The organism is Serratia sp. HRI, from assembly GCF_010119335.3.
Lineage (GTDB): Bacteria > Pseudomonadota > Gammaproteobacteria > Enterobacterales > Enterobacteriaceae > Serratia > Serratia nevei.
The window spans coordinates 5273832-5298134 of record NZ_CP083690.1 but is presented as its reverse complement, the minus strand read 5'-3'; the positions used below and the strand labels follow the sequence as shown (position 1 = coordinate 5298134).

32 protein-coding genes are annotated in these 24303 nt (G+C 55.7%); 12 read left to right on the top strand and 20 right to left on the bottom strand.

Going from position 1 to position 24303, the window contains the following annotated elements; all coding sequences use genetic code 11:
- Window positions 1-10: 10 nt before the first annotated feature.
- The 16 genes from GF111_RS25410 to GF111_RS25335 form a co-directional block, all read right to left on the bottom strand.
- The gene (locus GF111_RS25410; protein WP_047730610.1) at window positions 11-1555 is read right to left on the bottom strand and encodes a DUF1073 domain-containing protein; all 1545 of its coding nucleotides are present in this window, start codon (window positions 1553-1555) and stop codon (window positions 11-13) included.
- Entirely contained in the window at window positions 1555-2967 is a 1413-nt protein-coding gene (locus GF111_RS25405; RefSeq protein WP_089191841.1) for a PBSX family phage terminase large subunit, read from the bottom strand. Before GF111_RS25405 ends, GF111_RS25410 begins: the two co-directional genes overlap by 1 nt.
- On the bottom strand, window positions 2897-3979 hold the full coding sequence (locus GF111_RS25400) for a terminase small subunit (RefSeq protein WP_053056871.1): 1083 nt from the start codon (window positions 3977-3979) through the stop codon (window positions 2897-2899). Before GF111_RS25400 ends, GF111_RS25405 begins: the two co-directional genes overlap by 71 nt.
- A gap of 43 nt (window positions 3980-4022) precedes the next feature.
- A complete protein-coding gene (locus GF111_RS25395; RefSeq protein WP_047730608.1) occupies window positions 4023-4271 on the bottom strand; it encodes a hypothetical protein in 249 nt (82 codons plus the stop codon).
- Window positions 4268-4441: a hypothetical protein gene (locus tag GF111_RS25390; protein WP_195826226.1), complete on the bottom strand. Its 174-nt coding sequence runs from the start codon at window positions 4439-4441 to the stop codon at window positions 4268-4270. The genes GF111_RS25395 and GF111_RS25390 overlap by 4 nt, the downstream gene beginning before the upstream one ends.
- Window positions 4425-4811 carry a DUF2570 family protein gene (locus GF111_RS25385; RefSeq protein WP_047730607.1) on the bottom strand — a complete coding sequence of 129 codons (387 nt, stop codon included), beginning with the start codon at window positions 4809-4811 and terminating at the stop codon, window positions 4425-4427. The genes GF111_RS25390 and GF111_RS25385 overlap by 17 nt, the downstream gene beginning before the upstream one ends.
- Window positions 4808-5446, bottom strand: coding sequence for a glycoside hydrolase family 19 protein (locus GF111_RS25380; RefSeq protein WP_047730606.1), 639 nt, complete (start codon window positions 5444-5446; stop codon window positions 4808-4810). The genes GF111_RS25385 and GF111_RS25380 overlap by 4 nt, the downstream gene beginning before the upstream one ends.
- A 3-nt stretch (window positions 5447-5449) precedes the next feature.
- Window positions 5450-5785 (bottom strand): phage holin, lambda family, encoded by a 336-nt coding sequence (locus GF111_RS25375; RefSeq protein WP_047730605.1) that lies wholly within the window; start codon window positions 5783-5785, stop codon window positions 5450-5452.
- Window positions 5786-5852: 67 nt separating this feature from the next.
- Window positions 5853-6575, bottom strand: coding sequence for a hypothetical protein (locus GF111_RS25370; protein WP_047730604.1), 723 nt, complete (start codon window positions 6573-6575; stop codon window positions 5853-5855).
- A gap of 169 nt (window positions 6576-6744) precedes the next feature.
- The gene (locus GF111_RS25365) at window positions 6745-7434 is read right to left on the bottom strand and encodes a bacteriophage antitermination protein Q (RefSeq protein ID WP_047730603.1); all 690 of its coding nucleotides are present in this window, start codon (window positions 7432-7434) and stop codon (window positions 6745-6747) included.
- A complete protein-coding gene (locus tag GF111_RS25360; protein ID WP_047730602.1) occupies window positions 7434-7715 on the bottom strand; it encodes a DUF1364 family protein in 282 nt (93 codons plus the stop codon). Before GF111_RS25360 ends, GF111_RS25365 begins: the two co-directional genes overlap by 1 nt.
- Before the next feature lie 4 nt (window positions 7716-7719).
- The gene (locus GF111_RS25355; protein WP_047730601.1) at window positions 7720-8316 is read right to left on the bottom strand and encodes a DUF1367 family protein; all 597 of its coding nucleotides are present in this window, start codon (window positions 8314-8316) and stop codon (window positions 7720-7722) included.
- Between the two features lie 42 nt (window positions 8317-8358).
- Window positions 8359-8598 (bottom strand): hypothetical protein, encoded by a 240-nt coding sequence (locus tag GF111_RS25350; RefSeq protein ID WP_089191850.1) that lies wholly within the window; start codon window positions 8596-8598, stop codon window positions 8359-8361.
- A 194-nt stretch (window positions 8599-8792) separates the two neighbouring features.
- Window positions 8793-9044 carry a hypothetical protein gene (locus tag GF111_RS25345; protein ID WP_047730599.1) on the bottom strand — a complete coding sequence of 84 codons (252 nt, stop codon included), beginning with the start codon at window positions 9042-9044 and terminating at the stop codon, window positions 8793-8795.
- A 37-nt stretch (window positions 9045-9081) separates the two neighbouring features.
- Window positions 9082-9537, bottom strand: a complete 456-nt coding sequence (locus GF111_RS25340) for a replication protein P (protein ID WP_047730598.1) — start codon at window positions 9535-9537, stop codon at window positions 9082-9084.
- Window positions 9527-10657, bottom strand: a complete 1131-nt coding sequence (locus GF111_RS25335; RefSeq protein ID WP_224217778.1) for a DnaT-like ssDNA-binding domain-containing protein — start codon at window positions 10655-10657, stop codon at window positions 9527-9529. The genes GF111_RS25340 and GF111_RS25335 overlap by 11 nt, the downstream gene beginning before the upstream one ends.
- A 36-nt stretch (window positions 10658-10693) precedes the next feature.
- Between GF111_RS25335 and GF111_RS25330 the strand changes: the two genes are divergently transcribed.
- On the top strand, window positions 10694-10888 hold the full coding sequence (locus tag GF111_RS25330) for a hypothetical protein (protein WP_047730596.1): 195 nt from the start codon (window positions 10694-10696) through the stop codon (window positions 10886-10888).
- Here GF111_RS25330 and GF111_RS25325 read toward each other — a convergent pair.
- From GF111_RS25325 to GF111_RS25315, 3 genes are read right to left on the bottom strand one after another with little or no spacing between them, the layout of a single operon-like run.
- Window positions 10885-11136, bottom strand: a complete 252-nt coding sequence (locus GF111_RS25325; RefSeq protein ID WP_047730595.1) for a hypothetical protein — start codon at window positions 11134-11136, stop codon at window positions 10885-10887. The genes GF111_RS25330 and GF111_RS25325 overlap by 4 nt on opposite strands.
- A 15-nt stretch (window positions 11137-11151) precedes the next feature.
- Window positions 11152-11613: a toxin YdaT family protein gene (locus GF111_RS25320; RefSeq protein WP_047730594.1), complete on the bottom strand. Its 462-nt coding sequence runs from the start codon at window positions 11611-11613 to the stop codon at window positions 11152-11154.
- Between the two features lie 10 nt (window positions 11614-11623).
- On the bottom strand, window positions 11624-11869 hold the full coding sequence (locus tag GF111_RS25315) for a YdaS family helix-turn-helix protein (protein WP_047730593.1): 246 nt from the start codon (window positions 11867-11869) through the stop codon (window positions 11624-11626).
- A 103-nt stretch (window positions 11870-11972) separates the two neighbouring features.
- Here GF111_RS25315 and GF111_RS25310 point away from each other — a divergent pair, with 103 nt between their 5' ends.
- From GF111_RS25310 to GF111_RS25265, 10 genes are all read left to right on the top strand, one after another.
- Window positions 11973-12356 (top strand): helix-turn-helix domain-containing protein, encoded by a 384-nt coding sequence (locus GF111_RS25310; RefSeq protein WP_047730922.1) that lies wholly within the window; start codon window positions 11973-11975, stop codon window positions 12354-12356.
- 280 nt (window positions 12357-12636) lie between these two features.
- Window positions 12637-13068: an HNH endonuclease signature motif containing protein gene (locus GF111_RS25305; RefSeq protein ID WP_053056870.1), complete on the top strand. Its 432-nt coding sequence runs from the start codon at window positions 12637-12639 to the stop codon at window positions 13066-13068.
- A 374-nt stretch (window positions 13069-13442) separates the two neighbouring features.
- The gene (locus GF111_RS25300) at window positions 13443-13748 is read left to right on the top strand and encodes a hypothetical protein (RefSeq protein WP_047730592.1); all 306 of its coding nucleotides are present in this window, start codon (window positions 13443-13445) and stop codon (window positions 13746-13748) included.
- A gap of 518 nt (window positions 13749-14266) precedes the next feature.
- Window positions 14267-17431 carry a PD-(D/E)XK nuclease-like domain-containing protein gene (locus GF111_RS25295; protein ID WP_080346926.1) on the top strand — a complete coding sequence of 1055 codons (3165 nt, stop codon included), beginning with the start codon at window positions 14267-14269 and terminating at the stop codon, window positions 17429-17431.
- Window positions 17432-17442: 11 nt separating this feature from the next.
- Window positions 17443-18561, top strand: a complete 1119-nt coding sequence (locus GF111_RS25290) for a recombinase RecT (protein WP_053056868.1) — start codon at window positions 17443-17445, stop codon at window positions 18559-18561.
- Entirely contained in the window at window positions 18555-18740 is a 186-nt protein-coding gene (locus GF111_RS25285; protein ID WP_047730591.1) for a hypothetical protein, read from the top strand. Before GF111_RS25290 ends, GF111_RS25285 begins: the two co-directional genes overlap by 7 nt.
- 63 nt (window positions 18741-18803) lie before the next feature.
- Window positions 18804-19016 carry an excisionase family protein gene (xisR, locus tag GF111_RS25280; protein WP_047730590.1) on the top strand — a complete coding sequence of 71 codons (213 nt, stop codon included), beginning with the start codon at window positions 18804-18806 and terminating at the stop codon, window positions 19014-19016.
- Complete coding sequence (locus tag GF111_RS25275) at window positions 19016-20272, top strand: site-specific integrase (RefSeq protein WP_224217777.1); 1257 nt, start codon at window positions 19016-19018, stop codon at window positions 20270-20272. The genes xisR and GF111_RS25275 overlap by 1 nt, the downstream gene beginning before the upstream one ends.
- 48 nt (window positions 20273-20320) lie before the next feature.
- On the top strand, window positions 20321-21259 hold the full coding sequence (gene ttcA, locus GF111_RS25270; protein WP_047730588.1) for a tRNA 2-thiocytidine(32) synthetase TtcA: 939 nt from the start codon (window positions 20321-20323) through the stop codon (window positions 21257-21259).
- Between the two features lie 146 nt (window positions 21260-21405).
- Window positions 21406-21804 carry a VOC family protein gene (locus GF111_RS25265; protein ID WP_038880343.1) on the top strand — a complete coding sequence of 133 codons (399 nt, stop codon included), beginning with the start codon at window positions 21406-21408 and terminating at the stop codon, window positions 21802-21804.
- Window positions 21805-22022: 218 nt separating this feature from the next.
- On the opposite strand, the gene zntB is transcribed toward GF111_RS25265, so the two are convergent.
- Complete coding sequence (gene zntB, locus GF111_RS25260) at window positions 22023-23006, bottom strand: zinc transporter ZntB (protein ID WP_055313658.1); 984 nt, start codon at window positions 23004-23006, stop codon at window positions 22023-22025.
- Window positions 23007-23234: 228 nt separating this feature from the next.
- On the opposite strand from zntB, the gene GF111_RS25255 reads away from it, so the two are divergent.
- A complete protein-coding gene (locus tag GF111_RS25255; RefSeq protein WP_370633556.1) occupies window positions 23235-24257 on the top strand; it encodes a hypothetical protein in 1023 nt (340 codons plus the stop codon).
- Window positions 24258-24303: the final 46 nt, after the last annotated feature.

The window sequence follows — 24303 nt, the reverse complement described above, 5'->3', positions numbered from 1 at the left end:
GTACCAGGCCTCAATCCCCGCGTTTGGTCGGATCTGACGGAGGGTCTTTTTCCGACGCGCTTTCCTCGAGGTTGAAGTTTTCGTCGTCTTCGTCGTCGTCAATCTCAATCTCCCCGCTTAAATCCAGACCGCTGTAGGGGCTGTTCGGATCCGAGGCCAATTTTTCGCGCACCTCGTTATTCGTCACCGCGCCGATACTCTCGTAAATCTGGTCCGTCTCCGCTTCTGTTTTGCGGATGGCGGCCTGCTGTTCACGCGTCATTTCGTGCAGGGATTCGAATTCAAAGGTGATGTCCGGATCGATGTCGCCAAACTCCGACAACTGGATAATGTCCATCACGCGCTTTATCGGGTGCTTGAGCAATCTGGACGCGCCGGCCGCTATCGTGTCGTAGAACACCTTGATCTCGCCCTCGCTCGAGGCATTCAACCCCGTGGGGCTCAGGCCTGCGAATTTCACCGACGGGATCGCGCTGACAAAGAACATGTGCTCTTGTGCCTGCGCCTGTAGCGTATCCAGTCCGCTCAGTGGCGTGTTGAACTGGAAGAACTCTTCCTGCGCCTTGTCCAGTATCAACAAGCCGCGCGTGTCCCGCGTGCGGTTATACAGCTCCGCGCGCTTGGCATAGTTGGGATCGTTCTTTCCGCTTAACGCATTCGTCATGTTCGTGCTGATGCCGCTCAGGGAGAAGGAATGAAGCACATCACCCACGCTATCGCGGGTACGCAGCCAGTTATTGACGTAGGGCTCGGCGATTTGCGTCAGTGACAAGCCACCGAAGTTATAGGCCGGCTTCAACATGTCAGGCACCGGCCGGGAAATCAGATCCAACATGCGGCTAGCGTGCACGGTCTTACCCATCACGAACCACTCCGCCGGCTTGTAGAAATCATCGCTCAGCGGGTTATCGGCGTTGTAGATGCCTGGGTAAGTCCATACCGGCTCAATCACGCGAAAGCCCACCAGCGAGCCGGGCGTGATTTTTTTGTTGGACAGGAACAGCCGTGATTGCAGCTCCTCCGGATCCGTCCACGCGGACAAACCGCGCGGGGAACGCACATCGATGTATATCTGGCCGCGGCCGAAAAATCCGTCGTGCTCAATAGCCAGGCGGAAAATATCCTGCACCTTGTAACGCTCCATCGCCTTAACGAGCAACGCGATGCGGTCAGCCTTGCTTTCATCCCCGTCACTGGCCGCTTTAACCTTGATCCATTTGCGGGTCATTTCCTCGGCGATCACGCTCACTATCCGGCGATATTCCGGCAGCTGGGCGAGTTGCGCCAAATAGGGATAGCCTGGGAAGCCGCCGAAAACGTAATCGGGGTAGCTGCCGTTCAGTGAATCGTATGGCGTTGCATCCATCGCAAGAATCGCACTGCGGATACCGTCAGGGATAACACCGGCCGGCGGTTCGTATTTCTCGAACTCACGCCGCTTTTTGTGTCCGACCTCGGCGAGCATCTCGTCGCTGATCGCAATACCTGGCGACTTTGGCGCCTCCTGCACTGGCGGCGCCTCGTTACTCGGTTTTTTTCGCTTAAAGGGCCACATCAAATATTCTCCAGGAAGTCATCGGAAATCACGAGCGGCATCTCGATCGGCGCAAAGGCCATAATGAAAGCGTCGGCGACGTTTGGTGATGGAATGTCGCGCTTTTTCAGATCGTCTTTCGTTTCCACTTTCACGCGCCCGTTTTTATCGAAATCGCGTTTCGGCGTGGATAACTCAAATTTGAGTTTGTCCAGCAGCGGACAATCGGAATCGATGCTGATCAGCTGGTCGTCAGTAAAGCTCTCGCGTTTTTCCTTCCCGTTAATCACGTTGTACGTATTACGGAAGCGGTCAGCGACAAGCCACCAGGCCTGCGCTTTTATATTTGCGAAAAAATCTTTATTGGTGATGCCTGGCTGATATTCACGCTCTGGCTCGAAGACCGCACCGCCGGCGTTAAATTTGAAATACTCGATCGCTTCCGCGCCCCAATCACTGGCGTTTTCACGTTCCTCGTTTATTTCGGCAAACTTAGAGCCACTCGATGCACCAACGCCGATGCTGTCGTACACGATCGCCGCATCATGCTTCAACGCAACGTTGTACGTGCGTTTACAGCTTTTCATCAGCTCGTCTTCAAGTGCTTTCCATTCATCAGCCCAAAGCGCCACCGAACCATGCGCATACACGTTGGCGCACTTATCAGCGCCGCTGTCGGCAACGTCAAAGCCTACGCGCCGGCGGCCGGCCGGTTCGATGTTGAGCGCCTTGTGAGCGTCGACAGCGGCCTCTATCCACGAGAGCTTGATAATGGCTTCATCGTCGTCCGTGCGAGGCACGCCGAGATAAACGTGCTCGAACATTTCCTCATCGCGGGCCTTGGCGGCCTCGATCACGTTCATGATGGTGCGACTGAGAAACGGGTTTTCGTCGAAATTTATTTTTCTGACCAGCGTGTCAGGCGGCGGCGTAACAACGAAATTTCGCCAGACAAAATCAGTCGTTAAACGCGGGTTGAACAAAAACCAGCACTCCGATCCTTCCTTACGGATCGTTGGCTCCAGAATTTCCCATTGAGCCTCTGTCATCGCGTGCGCCTCTTCGTTCCAGAGCACATCGATGCTTTCCAGCGACTTGATCTCGTCAACGTGTCGCCACAACCCGTAAAACATGAATTCACTGCCGGTAAACCGGTTGATGATTTTGTTGTCCAGAATGCGGAAGCGATGACGCAGGCCAAACCGCTCGATCTGAATTTTCAGCAACGCGTACACCGATTCCTCAATTTTGTTTTGGATCTGGCGCGTGCATAAAAAACGCAGGCGGTATTTGTCGCTCAGGAACGTCGCAAAGCCGGCGGCGTCCCATGACTTCGATGAGGTTCGCCCACCGTATAAAACCTTATTCCTCGCCTTTGTCGTCCAGAACTGCCGGAGCGCTGGATTCAGGCTTGCTTTGTCCAATATCTGCATAGAAATCGTCGAGGCCTCTCGGTACATCACTCGCCGGATTATTCAGATCCAGTTTCGTGATGAGTTGGATCAACATGGCCCGAGCGGCTTTCTTATCCTCCGTTTGGATCTCGATGCCGAATTTCGTTTCCTTCACACCAGTGAAATAAAATCGCGCGTCGCCGACATGGTCCCGGGTGTCGTGGATGTGGACATAACCTTCACCCTCGCCGTTGCAATGCGGACAGTCCGGGTTGGGATCCATGTTTTCGATAAACCCAATGCCGCCCGACAAATCCGGCGGAGGCCTGTTGTCGGCCTCGGCTTTTTTTTCGGCCTTAAGTTGCTCGCCCAGATCTCGCCACTGGTATTTGTGTCCCTCACCCCAGCAGTAACGACAATTCACTCGCCGGTACTGCATCAGGTCGTTCGGGTCAGCTTTGGTTATTGCCACCAGCTGATTTATCAAATCGTCGAGGTCTGCCTGGTAGCGCTTTGCCGTTCTTTCCTGCAGGTCGCGAATAGCGCGCCGAACGCTATCCCTTCTGTACAGACGGCTGGCGCCCACATAGGCGGTGTTCCCTGTCCCCTCGTAGCCAGCCAGGCGGTACGCTTCAACCCTGCTTTTACTCACTACGCACCAATGAACAAACCACGCCTGCTGCAACGTCAGACCATATTCATCAGGATCAACCGTCAGTTCCACCTCGCCTTTTTCTGAGGTTTTTCCTGCCGCTTTTGGCTTGGTGCGCACCTTCTCTTTTTGCGTACCTTTTTTGCGTACCTGCGTACCGGGTTGCGTACCAGTTTTCTCACTGCGTACCCAACCATGCTTTTTGGCCCGCTTTCTGATGGCTGCTTCACTGATGCCGTAAATCTTTGCCATCTCACGCAGAGAAAGCTGACCGGCACAGTAATCGCGCTCAAGGCCGCTTTCTTCCGGTTTCGACATGGCGTTACTCCATAAAAAAACCACCAGCGGATAATAGTCAGGGTGACCGGGCAGGATCCGTTGATGGTTTTGCTTGCGCATTATCGATGGCACTCAGTGAATGCCACCTGTAATGCAGATGGTGTTAGCAATCAGCATCCGGCTTCGCCACGGACCGGCAAGCGGCCATACAAGCTCGCTTCATATCCATCTCAGCCTGGCGAGCCCAATCCGTTGCTTCCCAATCGGCCCGGACATCGCCAACATGCTCGCGCAGAAGTTTGATGAACTGGCGGCTGATATCTTTGAATTGATTCATCTTCCCGATTTCGCCAAATGACAGTTCACGATACCCCGTTACAGTGCTGCCATCTTGCGACTTAGCTTCGCTCATTGTTTTCTCCCGGCGGCTGCCCGCCATTGGTTCAGCGTGGCCACCTGGCCGGCGCAGATTGATAACGCTGTTTGCAGCGCCAGTGCGTGGCTGCCGATATCCCCCCAGGTGTCACCCTGCAATTTTGGTTGTTCGCAGGGGTTGAACACCGACTCAGGGGGTAACAGCACGAGCGGCGCCGGCGGCGGTGGTGTCCGTTCCGCGCAGGAGGCCAAGAACAGCACCAGGAGCAGTGCGGCGGGCGCACTCGTCATTTTTAATGGCATCCTGATATTTCCTCTGGTAGTTTTCGCCCTGCTGGCGCAGTTGCTGCTCTCTCCGTTGCTGTTCGGCCATCATTGCGCGATTACGGGCGTCATCCGCGCGCAGTGTGGTGATCAGTCCTGTCTGCTGCGCCAGCGTCTTTTTCTGCTCTGCAACCTGCTGGCGTGCCAGCTCTAACCGGTGCGACAACAGCGAGCTGTAACCACCCAAGCAGATTGCCGCCACCAGCAGGAGCAACATTCCCCCGCCAGCCAGTTTTGAGAGCCAGCCGCTCATGCCAGTGCCTGGCGCGCACGCTCAAATCGTTCTTTGCGGTCTGCCAGCCCGTTATTGCCGCCGTTGATTAGCAGCGTCACCCGTTCGACGTCGCCGGCGTACTGGCCACAATTCCGCGATTTCCAGAACCAGCCGGCGGAGCGCATCGCGTACTCGTCTTTTTCCAGCAGGTCAGGCACCAACAGCAAATCGGTTTTGATGCCGGCGCTGCAGGCGCGATAATTGTCGGCGCCGGTGATCTGGATCAGGCCGCGCCCGCGGTATTTCCAACCGTCTCCCGTGGATTTGTTACCCAGGCGGCCGCCGTAGACGAGATTCGCGATCGCCGCCTGGCGGTTCACCGGCACCACCGATTCTCCGCGCTGGCGCCCCAGCATTTTGCATTGCTCTGCCGTCAGCCGTTTGGCTTTCGATTTGGGGCCAAATGTGGCAATCAGGCCATCAACGCTGTAGTTGAAAGATTCCGCGACCGCAGTGAAACCGGTCGATTCATGCCCGACCTGAGCAATGAACATTGCCTGCGCCACTGGCGACGTGATACCAAACTCGGCAAACGTTGCCTCCAGATGTGGAAACCAGCGCGCGGCCAGTCCGGCGCCAATGCCGGCCGCCTCTTTGAATTGATCCTGAGTCATGAATTATTCCTGTCGTGGGGAGCCAGTGCGGTTGCTGGCGATGCGGCGCAGCATATTTCCGAAATAGTCGACGCCGGCATAGCCGATAAACATGCTGCCGAGATAGGCATAGGTGGAATCCCAGCCGATCGCATCCAGGCAATCTTTGATGAAATACGCGACCATCGCGCACATTGCGGCGTCAATTAGTCGGCGTGTCCATCCCTGCTGGCCAACGTACGCGCTGCGCAATAACGCCATTAGCGCAGCCGTGGCCGCATAGCCGCCGCCCTCCTTGTGAGCGGCAAGCCATGCAATCAGTTGCGCCCACAAGTCGGGGTTTTTGTCAGGCATTTTCATGTCCTCCCCCTGTCGGGGCTGGCCCGATCGTCGGGTGATGAAAAAAGAAAACCCAGCGGGTGCCGGGTTAGGGTGAATTCTCAGGTTTCGGGTATGGCTTCGGGCTGAACAGCTTCGTGTTTAGCCGCCGGCGCGCCCGCTTGTTCAGAAAGCGGATATACCTGAACTGATTAAATGTGTGGGCGGTGGCGCGGTGTGCGTTCGCCTGCAAGAAATTTCCTCGGGCGCCAGCCTTGCGCCCTTTCGTCGTCATTGCGATTTTGTGATACCACTCGCCGTCGAGCTCGTAGAACGTCGTTTGATGGCTGCCGACGTAATCGAAATTGCTCGCCTGATACACGACGCCGAACCGGCCACAGCGTTCGTCGGCGAACGTCTGCACCCAATCCACAGCGGGATAGAGCAACTTGATGGTTTTCAGCGCATAGCTGATTGCGCGTGATTCGGTATTGCGCGGCATCCGGTCATGCACCCAGAGCCGATTTAACTCCATGTATTCGCGGTTGCCGGTGCCGGTCACGACGCGCGCCCCGCTGCTAGGGTTCATCGCGTAGCCCCACTGCATGACGCCCACCAGCTCGCGACCGTCAAAAATACCCAGGTGCAAATAGGAGTTGTTCACTACGCGCTTGCTGTAGTGAAAATGGCTGATCACCAGGCGGGCAAGCCAAACCGGGATCGTTGCAACGTGGAGATCGTCGCATCCAAAACCGACGGTTTCGCCAGCATAGACGATCGGGGCAGGCTTTCCGCTGGCGCGTGATACAACTGCATTAACGTGATTTTTCAAGGTCTCGGCACTCCAATAGACGGGTGTGCTCGTGACTGTTGACGCGGGCATACAGCCCCGGAGAGCGGCAACTTTCCGGGGCGCCCATCTGGAGCGGGAAATAAAAAAACCCGCGCGCGGGCGGGTTAACACAATTTTGGCAATTTATCAAATTAGCGTCGAATATGCCCTATTTTGTTGCATTTTGCAATTCCAACCGATAAATAATCTCTTCGCGACGTGACGACACCAGCTCCAGGGCTTCCACATCCATTTTCTCTGCGACCTCTTTCAGGCGCGCCCAGTGCGGCGCATATACTCGTGACCAGGTTGAGCGGTCGACGCTCATCAAATTGGCCAGCGCGCTGCCGGCGTATTCCTTGTACGTCTCATTTTTATTTTTTGCCGCGGTTTCCTGCACGGCCAGCCAGACTAACGACACCAGGCGCTTAATAATTTTTGACTGAAGGCGCTTGCCGACTTTGTACACCTGGTAGCTCTCCCACACGTGCTGGCAAATTTCGGTCTGATATTTGAACTGCAGATCGAAGCCGTAGCAGTATCGCAGCCATGCGATTTGATGATCGCCCAACGTCATCACTGCTCGGCGCCAGGCGCACGACGAAAAGACATGATCGTTGATCGGTGGCATTGGCCGCCTGCGGCTGCGTGTCTCTAACGCATAGACCGCAGAATTTTCGGCGTTGACCTCGCGGCCACCCTCAAGCGTCACCTTATGAATTTTTTGGCGGGGCAAATGGTTTTTGTCCGCCGGCGGGTGCTCGATAAATGCCTGGAGTTGCCCCTTAGTACCGCCGGAGTCATCATGCAGCGCATGGGTTAACTCCAGCCGTATATATTCCAGTTGCTTTGCGTTCATCATTGCGGCACCACCAGCCCGCGGCGGGCGATTTGAATAATCGTCAGAACGATCGCGCGGTCCATCATCTGGCGCCGCTCTTCGCGTGAGAGATCTTTGCCGTTATCGATCGCGGTGTGGCAACAAACGCAGAGCGCCGCGGTGGCGCAGTCGTCCGTTTTTAGCCCCATGCCTTTGCCCTCATTTCTATGTGCGACCTGGGTTCCCCAGCTTCCACACAACACGCATTGTTCGATTTGGCCGACGGCCGCCAACCATTTTTTGCTGCGGTAAATTTTCATCGCCTCACCCCGCAAAATTCATCAGCTGCGCCGCGGCGTTCTCGGCTTCCTCGTGGGAGCGAAACGGCTTGTGCAGGATCCAGCGCCATAAAACATCGAGAGCAGCTTGGTACAGCTGATGGAACTCGGTTTCGTCCATGTTGGCGAACGCGATGCTGCGGGGGTGTTTGCGGAGAGTGCCGTCGGGGAGTTGGATCGCGTCATAGTGGCCAGCCTCGACCGTCACCCACGCGCGATAGGCGTCAAAGGATTTGCACGCGCTGATGCTGCCGGCACGCCGATCAGCGATGCGCTCGAGATACTGCTCAGCCGCATTCAGAAGCGCCGGCTCATTGCCGCCGAACGTAGCCAGGAATCTGGCGTAGCCGGTAACCAGCTTGCGCTCGTTCGTCGATATGGCGCCGCCGGTAGGCTCCCAGTATTCGAATCCCAGATTGAGAAGCGCAAAAAAACGACGGTGAAACGCCGGGTTGCGCACCTGTTTGAAATCGGCCACCAGCACGGCGCCGAGCTTACATTTCGATTGCAGAAATTCGCTGGTCTCCGGCGTGGCCGGGATCAGTATTCCTGGTGATTGCTTGATGAGTTGTAACTGCGCCATGTTCTCTCCTGTGGCGCAGCAGGCACGGGGTGTTCAGGCCCGTTAAGTGAGTCTATCAGAATTCAGGTTACGGTAGCCGGCCCGCTCTAAAATTTGTGTTATCAATTTGGGTGTGCCGACAATATCTTCTGGCTGTAGGGGCATGAAGGAGATCTGATCGCCCTTTCGGTACATCAACGCCCGCTCGCAGACGGGGAAATTTTTGAATCTGGCAACCACCGCATCATCCATGCAGCGCACGACTTTGTACCCTCCTGGGGGCGTGTCTTGTAATCCGGTCACCTCAACCTCCTTTGCTGTGTGTAATTTGGCTTAGTAACGCTTTGTTTTTTATTGATTACTAATTCTGCTATCACAGCCTAACGCCAAAATACTGTTTATTTGTACAGTATAATTATGGTTAGAATAATTTGAGTTTGCAAGCAAAGAAAAGGCCCTTTGCGGGCCTTGATGTGCTACAGATTAAAATTCAGTCATTACTCAACAAATTTGTCGGACACGCTTGTCAGCTTGTAAAGCGCCCTCGGCCCGCAGCCCTTCTTTGTGATTTTTACGTCCGGCGATCTGATCATCGACCGCAGCCTGAGCGCCAGCTCCTGCCGCGTCATCGTGTTTGCCGGGTGCGCGGCTTTGACCGCTTGCCAGATTTCAGTGGTGCTCATTTCTTTGCCGAGGATGATTTCCACGAGCTGCTTTGCGGTTACTCTGACAGCCTGATCGTTGGTCATTGGTTTATGCTCCGGTTTTACTATCTTTTTCATAGTGTTAAATAATCCCCTTTTTACGCTTGTACTCCGCATAAAGCAGTTCCGCCGGCGTTGGCCCTGGGGGTGCTTTAGGCGGCGCCAGCTGTCGACGGATCGGCGGGATAGGCAATCCGCCTGCAACCCGTTTTTCCCAGCGCTCCAGTTCTTTCGCGGCCTGAGCACGCAGTTCACGCTCTGTGAGTTTTCTCTCAATGCCAATGCGTTTGAGTGCGATGCAGATGTGGTAAAGCACCGGATGGCGCCACTCGAACGTCTCTGCGCAGCTGTAGCGGTAGAACTCATTGCGCCAACGCTTGTTCTCGGCGAGAACATCGTCAACCGTCAGCCCGAACGCACCACCGCTGCATTCGGCGGTCACCGCGACAAACTCGGCAAGATCGGGCGGCCAGTGGCTGCCGGCTTTGCACTTGTCCGCGAAGGCACTGCATACGCGGGTGAGTTGTTCACTCGTCATCGAATTGACCTGCGCCGTCCATAGGTCCGATGGACGATTGCCATTCTTGGCAATCCACCGCTGGCCGTAGATTTTGGTCATCAGCTCCCAGAGCGCCCACTCCTGCGGAGGCGGACTGCCCCCCGGACTGCCGCTCCCATTCGGTGAACTGCTCGTAGTACGAGCGCTGATCACCCGGGTTGTATCTGAATTCCGCATGGTTACCTCCCGTTGCGTTTGCTTTTCGATTTAGCGAAGGCTGGCTGGCCAGATGCCGGGCGAACTTTTGTTCCCACTGCACCTGGTGGAATACCTTGCCTTCCGCTGTCCAATAATCTCGGAACGATGCCAGTTCGTGCTGCTCCCACCCGGTGGCCGGCAGGTGTACATTCCAGAGCGCGGCGCGCTGGCGGAAATCTGGCGACGGCTGCCAGTCGGCAGTCATCGGTTTTTTTACAGCGGGATCATCAGGCCAGGTGTCATCCACAAACTCCGGCGGCGCCGAATCCCCTGATGGCTGCCCATCTTCGCGCCCACGCGCGTTATGTGTGGGGTTTAAGATCTGTTTACTGCTTACTGCTTTCTGGATACCTCTTGGCAAAGGCTTAGGCTTATCCGTAGCCAAAGGATTAGCCAAAGAGAAAGCCTTATCGAATGCCAACCCCATAGCCTGTGAAACCCCATGCGATGCGGCTTTCAGGGATTCCAACGCCTCATATTTGAGGTCACATTCGGGCAGTAATTCGAACGCCCTCACCCACGATTTGATGACGTTTACCGACGTTGGCGGGTTATGTTTGGCGGCGTTGGGCAGCCAAAAAACTCGGGCTTGGATGTCGGCTTTGACCATCCCAAGGGATAAGGCTTCGCCTAAGGCTAAGTCGAAGGCTTCGACATCCCAGCCCAGTTCCTCAGCTAAAGCCGCGCGCCCGGCCTTGAATAACCCAGGAATAATCCCCGTGAACGGGCCTGTGAGCAGGTAAATAAACAAGCTCTGCCCGCTAGGTGGCAACGGGGACAACGCCCGGAATCTCGGGTCATCCCACATAGTGATCTTCACCTTTCTGTAAGGCTCGTTATTAGCCTTACTCTTAGCCAAAGGTTTTGGCATGGCTGTAGCCTTCGAGTTAATATTGCTCATTCAACTTCGGCCTGTTCTAGTACAAGGGAAAATGTCATGTCTAAATTCTTACGTGTTCTTCCTCAGCGAGATGAAATCGGTGTAACGCTCACTAACGGTGATTTTGTTGAAATATCTCAAACCGATTCGACCACCGGAGAGTCGGATACAATTCGAATCCATATAGAAGACATCCCTGTGCTCATGGAAGCGTTGTCATCAGCCATCGACTACGCAAAAGCACCGTTTTAACTACGCCGCCACGTCTTTACCCCATTCCCCGTCGCCGGCTTAATGGCCGGCTTGCCCTTCACCCGCTTTAGCGGCTTTGCGTACGTCTTTGCGATTGCGATACTGCTGGCGATCGTCGCGTTCGGCCGGGATAGGTAATGATCGGCGCCACGGCCGGCAGCCGAGCGCGCCACGTCGTCGGGAATTCCCTCGCGCACCAGTTGGGCGCGGATCTGTGTTTCGATCTGTGCTCTTGAAAAATTGGCCATTGGTTTATGCTCCGGTTAATGCAGGGTTGAATAGGCGCGCCGTAACTCGTTGAGGCTTCGCTCAGCTTTGTCGCATTCCCGTTCAAAGTCGGTCGGCAACGCGTTCAGCAGCGCCGCGGCGATCGCCCCTTGGTGTTCCTTCAGCGCGCGGATTGCCAGATATTCAATGCTGTTTCCGGCAATCAGCCGGGCGCGTAGCTCTGCTGGCAGCGCGGCGAGGATCGCCGGTTGCAGCTGTTGAATCTTGCGGCGCGCGGCCACACTATCGCTGTCGAGCCACCGGAAAATCTGCTGCTTGTTGTTGTGCCATGCAGCATCATCAACACTGCCGTCGGCACGTTCGATCTGCGCCAGCAGTGGCGCCTGTAACTGCAGGTCAAAATAAGCGCGGGTGATCTCGGCGGCTACCGTGCGCTGGGTTGTTTCGATGGCCCACCCGCGCAGCGCTTCGCGTATCTGCTCGTGTTTGATTTCCATAAATCAGTCCTTAATTTTCAGGCCTGCTATCCTGCGTTGCTTGTGGTAGGCCGTCGGTTGGGTTTGGGTAAAGATCCGGGCGCAGTTCGTGGGGCGTCACGCCTGTTGCTTGATGAATGGAAAGAACACGATGGGCGGGTACCACCCCTTTTCCGTCGTTTTTCCACAAGCTTATAGCCATCCTGGAAATCCCAAGCATTGAGCTGAGCTTCTTTGCGGAGCCCGCTATCTCAATTGCTTTATCAAGTGCCGTCATAGTTTCTCTCCTGTCATTGAGAAATTAAGTAAAGCAATTATTTACTATTGAGTCAAGCAATGCGTGCCTTGTTAAAGTAAAGCAAACATTTACAATGCTGATTATGAATACGGAACAATCACAACCAAGCCTCGTTTCAAGGCTGACAGAACTTAACGATAAAGGGCTTTCCAAAGCGGAAATGGCTCGAGTTGCCAATGTCAGTAAACAAGCAGTTACGGGTTGGTTTAAAACCGGAACTATGAGCAAAAAATCTGCAATTGCCGTTGCTGAGGCTGGTGGGGTTTCCCTCGCATGGCTTCTGGGCGAGGTTGTAGATGAAGACACAGGGCTAAAGCCCAAAGAACTAGAAATGCTTGAATTATTCCGTCAGCTTCCGGAAGCAGAACAAGAACGCATGATTGATCTCTTCCAGCTCCGGCTAAAAGAAATCGATGAGTACGTTGAGAAGTACCTGCGAGGGCGGTATAAGCCGATCGAAGAGTAATTTTTGAGATTCAGAAGGCCAGAGGCTATCCAAGCCCCTGGCCTTTTTCGTTTCCAACCCACCAAGTCGGCCCGAGGCCGGCTTTTTTTACGCCTGGACATCACCATGTAAAGCACCACTTTACCTTTTAACTCATTAATGCTTGACTAAAAAGTAAAGAACATGTTTACTTAGTCTCATCGCAGCAACGAGTCATCAAGGCAGGACGCCCACGAAGCAAGACCCCGAGTTACTTCGTGGCTGTCGTGATGACTAAGTAGCCAACCTGAGGCGGATGAACATGAAGGTCATTGCTGAAAAATTAGATGAATGCGTCGATCACGGTCGCGTTGGCAATGCCGACGGTTACCTGGCAACAAACAGAAAAATCGCCGGTGTTTTGAGAAGCACTTACGCTCACCGGCTGACGTTCTGCGAAGCGAATGGACTGTGTATTGATGACATTAAAGGCCTCGTAGTGCGGCACAAATGCGATAACCCGAGGTGCATTAATCCAGATCACCTCGAGATCGGAACTATAAGGGATAACAACCTGGATTGCGTCAAAAGAGGCAGGCACCCGATGCCAAACGCAAAAATTGATAGGGAAAAAGCAGAAAGAATTCGCGAGGAGTATGGCACTGGCCAGTACACCCAAAAGCAAATAGGCGAGAAATACAACATCTCCAGAACTCAAGTCGGAGGCATTATCCGACGCGAACAATGGGGATAAGCAAAAGCGCAGCAGGTACGACGTTCTGACAGTTCGGGAAAGACCGAAGGACGGCTGGAGAGACAGCGAGCATAACCAATAATCAAGCTGAGGATTAACCAATGATCAGCACCACAATTCCACATAGCGGAAAAGCGACACGATTCCGTAATAAGCGCACCGGCGCGGCATGGGTGGCACATTACGATATTCATTGCCAAGTATACCGGTTCGAGCCAACGGGTAACCTACGGGCAATAAAAATGCCGTTTGAGTCACGTGGCATTCCTGAATATTTCGAGCCTGCTGGCACGCACTGACATTTAAATTAGCAACACCCTATCGGCTGAATTAATCAGTCGCGGGATCCCATTACCTAAAAACGGAGCATAACCATGATCAAATCAATCGAAATCAAATTAAATCTGCTGCACAAAACCGTAGTGGAAATTATGACTAACGGCGAAACCATCGGTTATATCGTCAATACCGATAATAAAGAAAAACCGCACTCTCTCGTGAATTCAAAAGGTGCAAACGTAGGTGATTTTGATTGCCCGAAATGTGCCATTGATGCTGCGGTGCGTACGCACTTTAACGTAGGCAGTGAGTACGCCACAGAGTTCGGCATCCAGGGTAAACCTTCCCCGAAAAAACTGCTCCTGCTGGCGTTGCTAGCCATGCTCGCAAGCGATGATTGATTGCTGTGTGTAGCCTTCCCCGCCGTTGCTGGCGGGGCTTTTTAGAATATTGAAATGCGTCAAGCGTTTCCCTTCCGGGGCGTCAACTCGCAGGGCGCATTTCAATATCAATCACCACGAGAGGTTATTTATGGAAAAGTTATTTTCCCCTGTCGCGGCACGAAAGGCACAGCTGGAATATTGCAACAATAAGCACGTTCCACATTTCGCGCCAAAAGATGGGATTTGTTTTCGTTGCAAAAAGGATATTTACCAGCAACGCGGATTGCGTGGGTATGAAACCGGTATTTCGCTCGACGAAGCAAAAAACACCCATGTTATTTACTGCCCACACTGCAACCGCAGTTACTGCGATTAGAAAATAAAAAGGCCCGCACAAGGCGGGCCCGTCTACCGGCTTTACGTCCCGGCGACGGGTTACCGGGGAACCACCCCCAGCAACCGGAGCATAACCAATGACCAACCGAGGCAGATCACTGATCGGCTGGCATTGTACCTAAACCTAGGAGAACTTCACAATGCAAAATGTTGCAGCCTATCTTTACAGGGCAAAACAGAAATCTGGGAAATACCATCTTTTTACGTACTTTGAGGCGAAGTCTGATGATCACGCGGAGACAAAGCGTGATTTTCTCTTCATGGAAGCTGGCCACTCAAAAGCCGACTACTTCGCGCCGGTGCGCATCGATTTTCCAGTCGTTGACGAGCTGCCCGCAGAGGGCGAATTCAGCGAAACATTCTGGCTTACCTGGGCGCTGGAAAGCGACGCCGGCAAAACCTGTGTGCCGCGCGACACGCTCGATCCATCCGTGGCATTCCCGAAACTGTATCCCTACATGACTAAACCTGCAGGTGGTGCAGGAGCAGCAGGAAACAGCAGGAGCACCGAAAAACCGCAGGTGGTGCAGGAGCAGCAGAAACCTGCAGGTGAATACTTCGCATCGAGCCTCGACAAGCACACAGTGATCGCCGCTGCGTGGCTTTACGGCAATAACTGCCTGAAGCTGAACGACGAGCAATTGGCCGCGGCCAAAGCGCTCGTGATGGACGATGCACAGCGCTACCCGCAAAACGTCATTCTGGCGCTGACCAGCCTCAAGCAGTTCGCACACACCTACCCAGAAATGCCGATCACGGTAATCTCGGGCATGAAAGCCATCTGGCCGCCGTTCGGCAAAGTGCCGGAGCTGGGCAAGCTGTGCCAATTCGCCACCGAATACCTCGACGCTACGGTAGAACAGCGCGCGGGCGTTATCACGAAGTGGCAAACCTCAGCGGCCGGCGGCGCCAAACCAGCCGAAACCGCGCCTGAGGGGCCATTGCGCACCGAATCCGGCGCAATCCTCACAAACGGCGCCGAACCGGCAACCGGCACGCCGATCGACTCTCTGCAGATGCTGAAAACCGTAATCGGCTGCGCGCTGTATCCGTCTGATTTAGACATTTCAAACCCGCCGGGAGCCATCATCCGCGCGGTCACCGAGATGAAAAAACGCAACGATGCGGCGCTGAAAGCGTGGAATGAGCAACTCAGCGCCACGCCTGGCGTTTTGCAGTTCTCCCGACAGGCGATTGTTGCACTAATCCGCGGGGCCGAAGAAAACCTGCACGTTACCCCCGGTGCGCTGCGCAGCTACATCAACGCCAATCTGATCGAAATCGACGCTAAACCGGTGCAACAAAACACGGAAACCGTGCAACAAACTGGCGCCGAAGCGCAACAAGCGGCCTCAGATGCGGGTGAAAAAGATGAAGTGGTCGCCGAGTTCGAGACAGAGCGTCGCACGTGGCTCCGCACTGAGATTCGCGCAGCGTTGAACGGGACAACTACCGTTATGGGCGAAAGCGACGTTTCTGAATTGATTGCTGCCATCGGAGATGTTTCGCGCGGCTCCATCGCCCGCCTGCTGGCCAAGGAGATCGAAACATGCGATCCGTTCAATCAGCTGGTTGCCGATGATGTTCACCACATTACCTGCGATGTGTTGGAGAATTGGACTGATGACAAAGAGCAGCGTGTCGCGTTCCTTGACCAGCGAGTTGAATATAACCTGCAGGAAGCGCGCCGGGCGTCCGAGCAAAAATGCCAGGAAATGGCCGCCGCCATCGACGGAACCGCCAGCAGCGCGCAGCAGCAACCCGGCGAACTCCGCAGCATGGGTGGCGGTCGATTTGACGTTTCCGAGTTGTTTGACGCGTCACCGCTGGCCAAGGTAGGCGCCACGACCGGCGGCGATGTTCGCGAGTTCCTGGATTCGTCAACGGAAACGGCCGATGTGTCAGGCGAAACGGCGGAGTTGTCAGGTGAGAACGTAGATACCGCGGCGCCAGCCGAAGTACAGAGCGAGGCTACCGCGGCAGTCGACGACGCACCGCGCCGGGAAGTACCGGCCGCCCCGGCATACTTCGAGCCTGGGCGCTATCTGGATATTCCGAACGAGGTCTATCACAGCGCCAACGGCATCAGCAGCACGATGGCAAAGGACGCGCGGATCAGCCTGATGTATTACCACGGCCGCCACGTTATCAAAACCATCCAGCGCGAGCGCACCGATGCGCTGACGTTCGGCTCGTTGGTTCACGCACTGGCGCTCGAGCCTGAAAAGCTGGACGAAGAATTCAGCGTTGAGCCTGTGATCCCCGAGGGGGCATTCACAGATACAGCATCGATGCGCGCATTTATCGAACAGCACAACGCCACCCTGCCGAAACAGACCGACGCCGATACGCTGCGCGCCGTGATCGAGAAGCATAACGCCACCCTGCCGACGCCGTATGCGCTAGGCGGAAACGCTGACGAAATCGGCCAGTTCTACATGCTGCTGCCGCCGAAATTTCAGAGCATCCCAGAGGAGGCAAAAATCACCGCCACGGCGATGAAAGCCTGCATCAAAGAGTACAACGCCACCCTGCCGGCGCCGTTGAAAACCACCGGCAGCCGCGACGCACTGCTGGAACAGTTGGCGACCATCGATCCGGAGTTTGTCGAGAAAGAGCGCGCGATTCCGGCGCCGTTGCCGGTCAGCGGCAGCAAAGAGGATATGGCCGCGCGTATCAAAACGATTTTGCCAACTGCGGTATTCGCCGACGAAGTGATCAGCGCCTGGAAAAATAGCAACGACCAGCGCCAGCCGATCACGCAGGCGCAGATGAAACACGCCAAGGCAATTCAGCGCGCCCTGTTCACCCACCCATCGGCCGGACAGTTGTTGCAGCACCCACAACGCGCGGTTGAGGTGAGCTATTTCGGCATCGATGAAGAAACCGGCCTCGAACTGCGCGTACGTCCCGATCTTGAGATTGAGGCCGGCGGACTGCGTACCGGCTTTGACCTTAAAACCGTCAGCATGGGTAACGTCAAGCAAAGCGCCCTGCGCGCTCGCCTGCACCGTGAAATCATCGAGCGCGATTACCACCTGAGCGCGGGCATGTATTGCGATGTGGCGGCGCTGGATCAGTTCTTCTGGATTTTCGTCAACAAGGATGAGCACTACCACTGGGTCGCCATCGTTGAGGCCTCCGCTGACCTGCTCGAACTCGGCCGCCTTGAGTACCGCAAAACCCTGCGGGATATCAAACAGGCACAGGATACCGACGTATGGCCAGAACCGATCACAGAAGAAATCGTGGACGACATTAACGACTTTGACCAGCGACGACTGGAAGCGCTGCGCATAGCCTAAGGAGCATACCAATGAGCAACCAACTCGCACTAATCCAGAAAGACCTGGCAGAACAGCTGGCACCGGCAAAAGCGATTTTGCCGAGCCACGTCAGCTTTGAAAAATTCACCAACGCCGCGGCAGTGGCGTTATCAACGAATCCAGATCTGTTCGATGCCGACCGCCAGAGCGTGATTAACGCCCTGTCATCCTGTGCTAAAGACGGGCTGATCCCCGATGGGCGCGAGGCGGCCCTTGTCGTTTACAAGACGAAAAACACCGATGGTCAGTGGATCCCTCGAGCGCAGTATTTGCCGATGATCGATGGCGTGATGAAACGCGCACGTCAGTCAGGCGAGGTTTCTATCATCGCAGCCCGCGCGCTGTACGCTAACGATAAATTCCGGGTGTGGATGGATGAGGACGGCGAACATGTTTTCTACGAACCCAATCTGCTCGACCGCGGGGATATGATCGGCGCGTTCGCTTACGCCAAGATGCGCAGCGGCGAACTGCAATTTGAAGTGATGAACCTGCAGGACATTGAGAAGGTTCGCGCGGCGAGCAAGAACAGCGACAGCGGCCCGTGGGTTAACTGGTTCGAGTCTATGTCCAGAAAATCCGTCATGCACCGTCTGTGCCGGCGGCTGCCGAATAACTCCGAGATCATGGAAATGCTCGAGCGCGGGCAAGAGATGGTTTGGCATAAAGAGAAAGACGTCACGCCGGACACCCGCGTAAGCGCCGGCCAGCTGATCGAGGCGGCTGATAAGGCGCCGGAGCCAGTTACTGAAAATTCAGAGCCTGAAAAGATTGCTGAGGATATTCGCGGCAGCATCGAGAAGATCACCACCACCGCACAGGCGACGGACCTACGCGCCTCAGTTGAAGAACTGAAAGCGCAGCTGGGGATCACCCTGTACACCGAGCTGAAAAACAAAATCGTGAAGCAGCACCACCGACTGAACGCGATTGCCGGCCTGGGTGCGTCGATCGATACGGCCGGCAAGAACGGCGGCACCACAAGCCAGGAACGGGCAGAGCTAGGCGCCCTTCTGCATCGCTCTGCGCGGTTCCTGAGCGCTGACGAGGTTCAGCGCTATCAGCAGGCGATCGATGACCTGTCGCCGGCGCAGGAGGCGGCATGCTGACACTTATCGGCTTCCTCCTTTTGGTAAGCCCGTGCGGCCACGATGCCTGCGATGCTTTGCCGGTATCAGAGCGGATTTACTCGAGCTTCGACCAGTGCGAACGAATGAAGGAAGCAATCCAATTGCGCCGCCCGCGCGCCGTTCTGTACTGCGACGGCGTTTACAGCACTGAAAAATGATTTTCGAAAATCAAAATAGTAACGGCCAGCACGATAATCTGCTGGCCGATCATGAGGTGAAGTATGCCGCAAGTGATCTTTAATGAAGAGTGGGTTGTTGAAGATAGGCTTAAAGCAAAGACGGGCCTTAGCGATCGACAAATAGAAAAATATCGCCAAGGGTGTTGGATTGAAGGGGTGCATTTCAAGCGGGTTGCATCCAGTGGCCAACGTGCCGTACGCGGAGTCACTTGGTACAACTACCCGGAGATTAATAAGATGGTTCAGGATGCGTGATGGCAAAAGCAAAACTACCAACCGGTGTCGAGATCCGCGGAAAGCGCTTGGCTATCTGGTTCATGTATCGCGGGAAACGCTGTCGCGAATTGCTGAAATCTTGGGAAATCACCCCGGCAAATATCAAGCGTGCATCCATGATGCGGGCGGTGATCCAGAGTGAAATCCAACTGGGGCAGTTTGATTATGCCACACGGTTCCCGACGTCTAAGCGTGCAGCAGAAGCCACCATCGCTGCTGGGCCAGTTCGTCAGGTTGAGACATTTGGCCAGTTAGTGGATGCCTGGCTAGAGAACCGAGAACCAGAGCTGGCGCGTAATACGATGAAAAAAAACCGGTCACAAATGAAAACCATAAAATTCATTGTGGGACCAGATCGGGCGCTGGCGGACATCAACCACAACGACATTCTCGGTTTTAGAAATGCGCTCCTGCATGGGCGAACCTTTTACCAGGAAAGCCTGCGCAGCAACAAGGACGGCCGCACCGTGCGCACGGTAAACGATTATGTTGGTGCACTCTGTACCGTCTTACGTTTTGCCTACCGATCGGGGTTTATCCGTGACAAACCCTATGAAGACGTGAAGAAATTAAAGCGCTCGAACACGAAACCGGATCCGCTGCTCCGTGATGAGTACGATCAGTTGGTAATAGCGTTGGATGGCCAGCGCCGTTTCATGTGGACAATTGCCATTTTTACCGGGCTGCGCCACGGCGAGCTTGCCGCCCTCGCATGGGAGGATATCGACCTGGACAAAGGTGAATTACGGGTGAGCAGAAATTTAACGTCCCTGGGCGAATTCGGGCCGCCAAAAACGCAGGCAGGTTTTCGCACGGTAACGCTACTCGCGCCGGCAGTGGAGGCACTACGCGCGCAGCGGCTGCTTACCGGCCTGCATCGGCCAACCGAAATCACATATCATCACCGCGAATACGGCAGCACCGAATGCCAACGCCTGCGCTTTGTGTTCGTCCCGCGCCCATCCAAAGGCGAACAGCGTCCACACTATGGCCTGTCGTCGATCGGCGCTCGCTGGAATGCCGCTGTGAAGCGTGCAGGTATTCGACCACGTAATCCCTACCAGACGCGCCACACGTTCGCCTGCTGGCTTTTGACGGCCGGAGCGAACCCGTCATTTATCGCGGCGCAGATGGGACACGAGAACGCGCAGATGGTTTACGAGATCTACGGAAAATGGATTGAACAGATGAACGGCGATCAGGTGGCAATGCTCAATGACAGGCTGGCTATTTAATGCTCTTTGCCCCTATAATGCCCCTTTCTGGAGTTTCGAAAAAATAAAATGACTGAAAATCAACAAGATAACAAGCGTTTGCAATACAACCTGAATAAATTGCAAAAGCGCCTGCGCCGCAACGTGGGCGAAGCGATCGCCGATTTCAATATGATTGAAGAAGGCGACCGCATCATGGTCTGCCTGTCCGGCGGTAAAGACAGCTACACCATGCTTGAGATCCTGCGCAACCTGCAGCAGAGCGCGCCGATTAACTTCTCGTTAGTCGCGGTGAATCTCGATCAGAAACAGCCCGGCTTCCCGGAGCATATTCTGCCCGCCTACCTGGAAAGCCTGGGGGTGGAGTACAAGATCGTCGAAGAGAACACCTACAGCATCGTCAAAGACAAGATCCCGGAAGGCAAAACCACCTGTTCACTGTGCTCGCGCCTGCGCCGCGGCATTCTGTACCGCACCGCCACCGAACTGGGTGCCACCAAGATCGCGCTGGGCCACCACCGCGACGACATTTTGCAAACGCTGTTCCTCAACATGTTCTACGGCGGCAAGATGAAAGGCATGCCGCCCAAGCTGATGAGCGACGACGGCAAACACGTGGTCATTCGCCCGCTGGCCTATTGCCGCGAGAAAGACATCGAGCGTTTCTCGATCGCCAAAGCCTTCCCGATCATTCCGTGCAACCTGTGCGGCTCGCAGCCTAATTTGCAGCGCCAGGTGATCGGCGACATGCTGCGCGACTGGGACAAGCGTTACCCTGGCCGATTGGAAACCATGTTCAGCGCCATGCAAAACGTGGTGCCTTCGCACCTGAGCGATATCAATCTGTTCGATTTCAAAGGCATTCACCACGGTAGCGCCGTGGTGGACGGCGGCGATTTGGCCTTCGATCGCGAAGACATCCCGATGCAACCGGTCGGTTGGCAGCCGGAAGACTCGGACGACGCGGTGCCAGCGCCAGAGCGGTTGAACGTGCTGGAAATCAAATAAGCCCCTCTCGCCGCTTGCCCTCTGCAAGCGGCGACATTCCCCGCTCTCGACGATCTCGATCCTGTTCACAGTTTGCGCAAAATTTACTGGGCAGTGCCGTTTTTACCCTATACTGTTTATTTATACAGTCAATTGGAGAGCGCGCAATGAATATTACCCCCTGCCTGTCCCACGTCTCGCTAGGCTCCAACGATTTCGAGGCCGCCGCGGCCTTTTACGATCGTGCGCTGGCCGCCTTGGGTTGCCGACGCGTGTTGGAACATCCCGGCGCCATCGGTTACGGCCGCGACTACCCGGAGTTTTGGCTGCAGGTGCCGATTGACGGCCTGCCTGCCTCCCCCGGCAACGGCACGCACGTCGGCTTTTTCGCGACCAGCAAGCAACAGGTGGATGAATTCCATCGGCAGGCGCTGCTGGCCGGCGCCGTCGATGAAGGCGCGCCCGGTTCGCGGCCGCACTACGGTGAGGCTTACTACGGCTGCTTTGTTCGGGATTTGGATGGGCACAAGATTGAAGCCAGCTTCTGGGATGAAAGCGCGGCCTGAAGAAGTGGGCAAGCCGAATAAAAAAATGCCGGTGATTAAACCGGCATTGTACGAATCAAATGTGCTATGCAGTAATTCAAAAATAAGAAAGTAAGACAATTATGGAGCGCAACGCCCATCGCTTGACGTTGCATTCACCTGCGAGAGAGATCATGCCCCATTTCCCCCGGCTAAATGTTGATATTGCTCAATGTTAACCGGGTTTTCGTCATTTTTGCCTACAGCCAGCGGCTGCGCTTCAGCCACCAGGCGACGCCGCCCACCAGGGCCAGCAGCATCAGGCAAAAGGTGACGAAACCAAACGGCGCACTGTTGCCCGGAATGCCGCCGAGGTTGACCCCAAACAGCCCGGTCAGGAAGGTGGTAGGTAAGAATACCATTGCTAATAATGACATGGTGTAAGTGCGGCGGTTCATCGCGTCGGCCATCACCGTGGTAATTTCGTCGGACAAGATGGCGGTGCGTGCGATGCTGCCGTCCAGATCGTCCAATCCCCGCCCCAGGCGATCGGCGATGTCCTGCATGCGGCGGCGATCGTCGTCGCTCATCCACGGCAGGCGATCGCTGGCCAGCCGAGCGAAGACGTCGCGCTGCGGCGCCATGTAACGGCGCAGCACGATCAGCTGTTTACGGATCAACGCCAGCTGGCCGCGCTCCGGCACCTGCTGCTCCAGCAAGGCGTCCTCCAGATCGATAATCTTGTCGTGCAGATCCTCGATAAATTCACTGGTGTGATCGGTCAACGCATCGGAAATCTCCACCAGCCAGCTACCGCTGTTGGTCGGCCCGGCGCCGCTCTGCAGATCGTTCACCACCTGATCGATGGAATACACCTTGCGGTGCCGGGTGGAGATAATCAGTTTATCGGTGATGTACACGCGGATGGTGACCAGCTGATCCGGCCGGGAGTTGGCGTTGAAGTTAATGCTGCGCAGAGTGATCATGGTGCCTTCACCCTGGCGGCTGACGCGCGGCCGTGAGCTTTCGCCTGAGAGCGCCTCACGCACCGAGTCCGGCAGCAGCGGCGTGGTGCTCAGCCATTCGGCGCTGGCTGGGTGTGCATAATCGAGATGCAGCCAGCACGGCGCGTCGCAGGTGATCTTGTCATCCTGCTCGATCGGCGTTACGCCCCCCTTGCCGTCCAGCTGATAAGCATAAACCGCATCAGCGACCTGCAGCTCGCTCCCCTCAATCACATCCATTCATTTATCCCCTCAGTCTTGCTTATGTTGCTGAGTCTAGCGTTAACACCTTGGAGATCAAAGGCCAAGCTGTAACGCCAGTTTTCACGCCGGGCTAAAAGCGTGCTCTATACTTCAGGCGAAGCCACATTTGCGAACGGGTGAGGAACGACGATGGCGGGAAGCAGTGAATCAGGCGCAAGACATTTTGCATTGAACCTGGCTGTGCTGCGGCGCCTGTTCTGTACCATGGCGGCCCTGCTGCTGTTCGCCAGCCAACCGCTGCGCGCGGAGCCGGCGCTGGAACGCATGTCCAACCCTTTACGGGTCGCGACGCCCGGCGGCAATTTTTCTTACTATGTCGCCCATGAGCACAGCGCCCAGCCGCGTAACGCACTGGTGGTGATGCACGGTCATCCGCGCGACGCCGTTAAAACGCTGCAAGCGGCGATCGACGCCGCGCAGGCGGCAGGAGCGGGAGGCGATACTTTACTGGCCGCCCCGCTGTTCCAGGTGCCGGAAAAACTCGCCGTCCACTGCCATTCCGCCGGTCTGCCCCAGCCGCAAGACGGCGACGCCCTGTGGCGCTGCGGCTCCTGGATCGAGGGCGGTTTGGATAATGCCGGGAAGACAGGTTCGTTCAACGCCATGGATAACCTGCTGGCCGATATGAAACGGCGCTGGCCGTCGCTGCAGACGATAACCGTGGCCGGTTTCTCTGCCGGCGCCCAGTTCGTGCAACATTATGTCGGCTTTGCCCATCCGCCAGGCGGGGTGCGGCTGCGCTATGTGGTGGCCGATCCCGGCAGCTGGCTCTATTTTGATCATCTGCGCCCCCAACCAATAAACGGGGGGAGCTGTGGCAGTGAAACAGCCTGCCGCTTCCATTGGCAAACGCTGAACGCCGGCCAGTGCCCACAGGCCAACCGGTGGAAATACGGCCTGGAATCGCTTCCCGCTCACCTGCATCGCACTGCCGATGCGGCACGCCGGCGCTATGCCGCTGCGGATATCTCCTACCTGGCCGCCGCCGATGATACCGGCACCGCGCCGTGCGCCTACTATCGGATACTCGACAAATCCTGCGCTGCCCAGCTGCAGGGCCCCTATCGATTGCAACGTGCCCTGGCCTATGCCGACTATGACCGGCGTTATCTGGCGCCGGATAAGCCGCATCGGTTAACGATCGTTCCCGGCTGCGGGCACAACGTCGCCTGCGTCTTTCCCGCCCCGGCGGCCAGGCAGGCGCTTTTCCCCATTAATGCAGACTAATAATAACGGCAATGAAATAAACCTTTGCCGACAAATCAGGCAATAT

Bases quoted from the DNA above. Each gene is read 5' to 3' on its own strand.
- xisR (WP_047730590.1), top strand. From the start codon at position 18,804: ATGCCGCAAGTGATCTTTAATGAAGAGTGGGTTGTTGAAGATAGGCTT.
- GF111_RS25320 (WP_047730594.1), bottom strand. From the start codon at position 11,613: ATGGAAATCAAACACGAGCAGATACGCGAAGCGCTGCGCGGGTGGGCC.
- GF111_RS25295 (WP_080346926.1), top strand. From the start codon at position 14,267: ATGCAAAATGTTGCAGCCTATCTTTACAGGGCAAAACAGAAATCTGGG.
- GF111_RS25380 (WP_047730606.1), bottom strand. From the start codon at position 5,446: ATGACTCAGGATCAATTCAAAGAGGCGGCCGGCATTGGCGCCGGACTG.
- GF111_RS25310 (WP_047730922.1), top strand. From the start codon at position 11,973: ATGAATACGGAACAATCACAACCAAGCCTCGTTTCAAGGCTGACAGAA.
- GF111_RS25290 (WP_053056868.1), top strand. From the start codon at position 17,443: ATGAGCAACCAACTCGCACTAATCCAGAAAGACCTGGCAGAACAGCTG.
- zntB (WP_055313658.1), bottom strand. From the start codon at position 23,006: ATGGATGTGATTGAGGGGAGCGAGCTGCAGGTCGCTGATGCGGTTTAT.
- GF111_RS25400 (WP_053056871.1), bottom strand. From the start codon at position 3,979: ATGCGCAAGCAAAACCATCAACGGATCCTGCCCGGTCACCCTGACTAT.
- GF111_RS25345 (WP_047730599.1), bottom strand. From the start codon at position 9,044: ATGACCAACGATCAGGCTGTCAGAGTAACCGCAAAGCAGCTCGTGGAA.
- GF111_RS25365 (WP_047730603.1), bottom strand. From the start codon at position 7,434: ATGAACGCAAAGCAACTGGAATATATACGGCTGGAGTTAACCCATGCG.
- GF111_RS25330 (WP_047730596.1), top strand. From the start codon at position 10,694: ATGTCTAAATTCTTACGTGTTCTTCCTCAGCGAGATGAAATCGGTGTA.
- GF111_RS25355 (WP_047730601.1), bottom strand. From the start codon at position 8,316: ATGGCGCAGTTACAACTCATCAAGCAATCACCAGGAATACTGATCCCG.
- ttcA (WP_047730588.1), top strand. From the start codon at position 20,321: ATGACTGAAAATCAACAAGATAACAAGCGTTTGCAATACAACCTGAAT.
- GF111_RS25385 (WP_047730607.1), bottom strand. From the start codon at position 4,811: ATGAGCGGCTGGCTCTCAAAACTGGCTGGCGGGGGAATGTTGCTCCTG.
- GF111_RS25410 (WP_047730610.1), bottom strand. From the start codon at position 1,555: ATGTGGCCCTTTAAGCGAAAAAAACCGAGTAACGAGGCGCCGCCAGTG.
- GF111_RS25325 (WP_047730595.1), bottom strand. From the start codon at position 11,136: ATGGCCAATTTTTCAAGAGCACAGATCGAAACACAGATCCGCGCCCAA.
- GF111_RS25360 (WP_047730602.1), bottom strand. From the start codon at position 7,715: ATGAAAATTTACCGCAGCAAAAAATGGTTGGCGGCCGTCGGCCAAATC.
- GF111_RS25395 (WP_047730608.1), bottom strand. From the start codon at position 4,271: ATGAGCGAAGCTAAGTCGCAAGATGGCAGCACTGTAACGGGGTATCGT.
- GF111_RS25405 (WP_089191841.1), bottom strand. From the start codon at position 2,967: ATGCAGATATTGGACAAAGCAAGCCTGAATCCAGCGCTCCGGCAGTTC.
- GF111_RS25375 (WP_047730605.1), bottom strand. From the start codon at position 5,785: ATGAAAATGCCTGACAAAAACCCCGACTTGTGGGCGCAACTGATTGCA.
- GF111_RS25315 (WP_047730593.1), bottom strand. From the start codon at position 11,869: ATGACGGCACTTGATAAAGCAATTGAGATAGCGGGCTCCGCAAAGAAG.
- GF111_RS25300 (WP_047730592.1), top strand. From the start codon at position 13,443: ATGATCAAATCAATCGAAATCAAATTAAATCTGCTGCACAAAACCGTA.
- GF111_RS25340 (WP_047730598.1), bottom strand. From the start codon at position 9,537: ATGACGAGTGAACAACTCACCCGCGTATGCAGTGCCTTCGCGGACAAG.
- GF111_RS25335 (WP_224217778.1), bottom strand. From the start codon at position 10,657: ATGAGCAATATTAACTCGAAGGCTACAGCCATGCCAAAACCTTTGGCT.
- GF111_RS25285 (WP_047730591.1), top strand. From the start codon at position 18,555: ATGCTGACACTTATCGGCTTCCTCCTTTTGGTAAGCCCGTGCGGCCAC.
- GF111_RS25305 (WP_053056870.1), top strand. From the start codon at position 12,637: ATGAAGGTCATTGCTGAAAAATTAGATGAATGCGTCGATCACGGTCGC.
- GF111_RS25265 (WP_038880343.1), top strand. From the start codon at position 21,406: ATGAATATTACCCCCTGCCTGTCCCACGTCTCGCTAGGCTCCAACGAT.
- GF111_RS25275 (WP_224217777.1), top strand. From the start codon at position 19,016: ATGGCAAAAGCAAAACTACCAACCGGTGTCGAGATCCGCGGAAAGCGC.
- GF111_RS25255 (WP_370633556.1), top strand. From the start codon at position 23,235: ATGGCGGCCCTGCTGCTGTTCGCCAGCCAACCGCTGCGCGCGGAGCCG.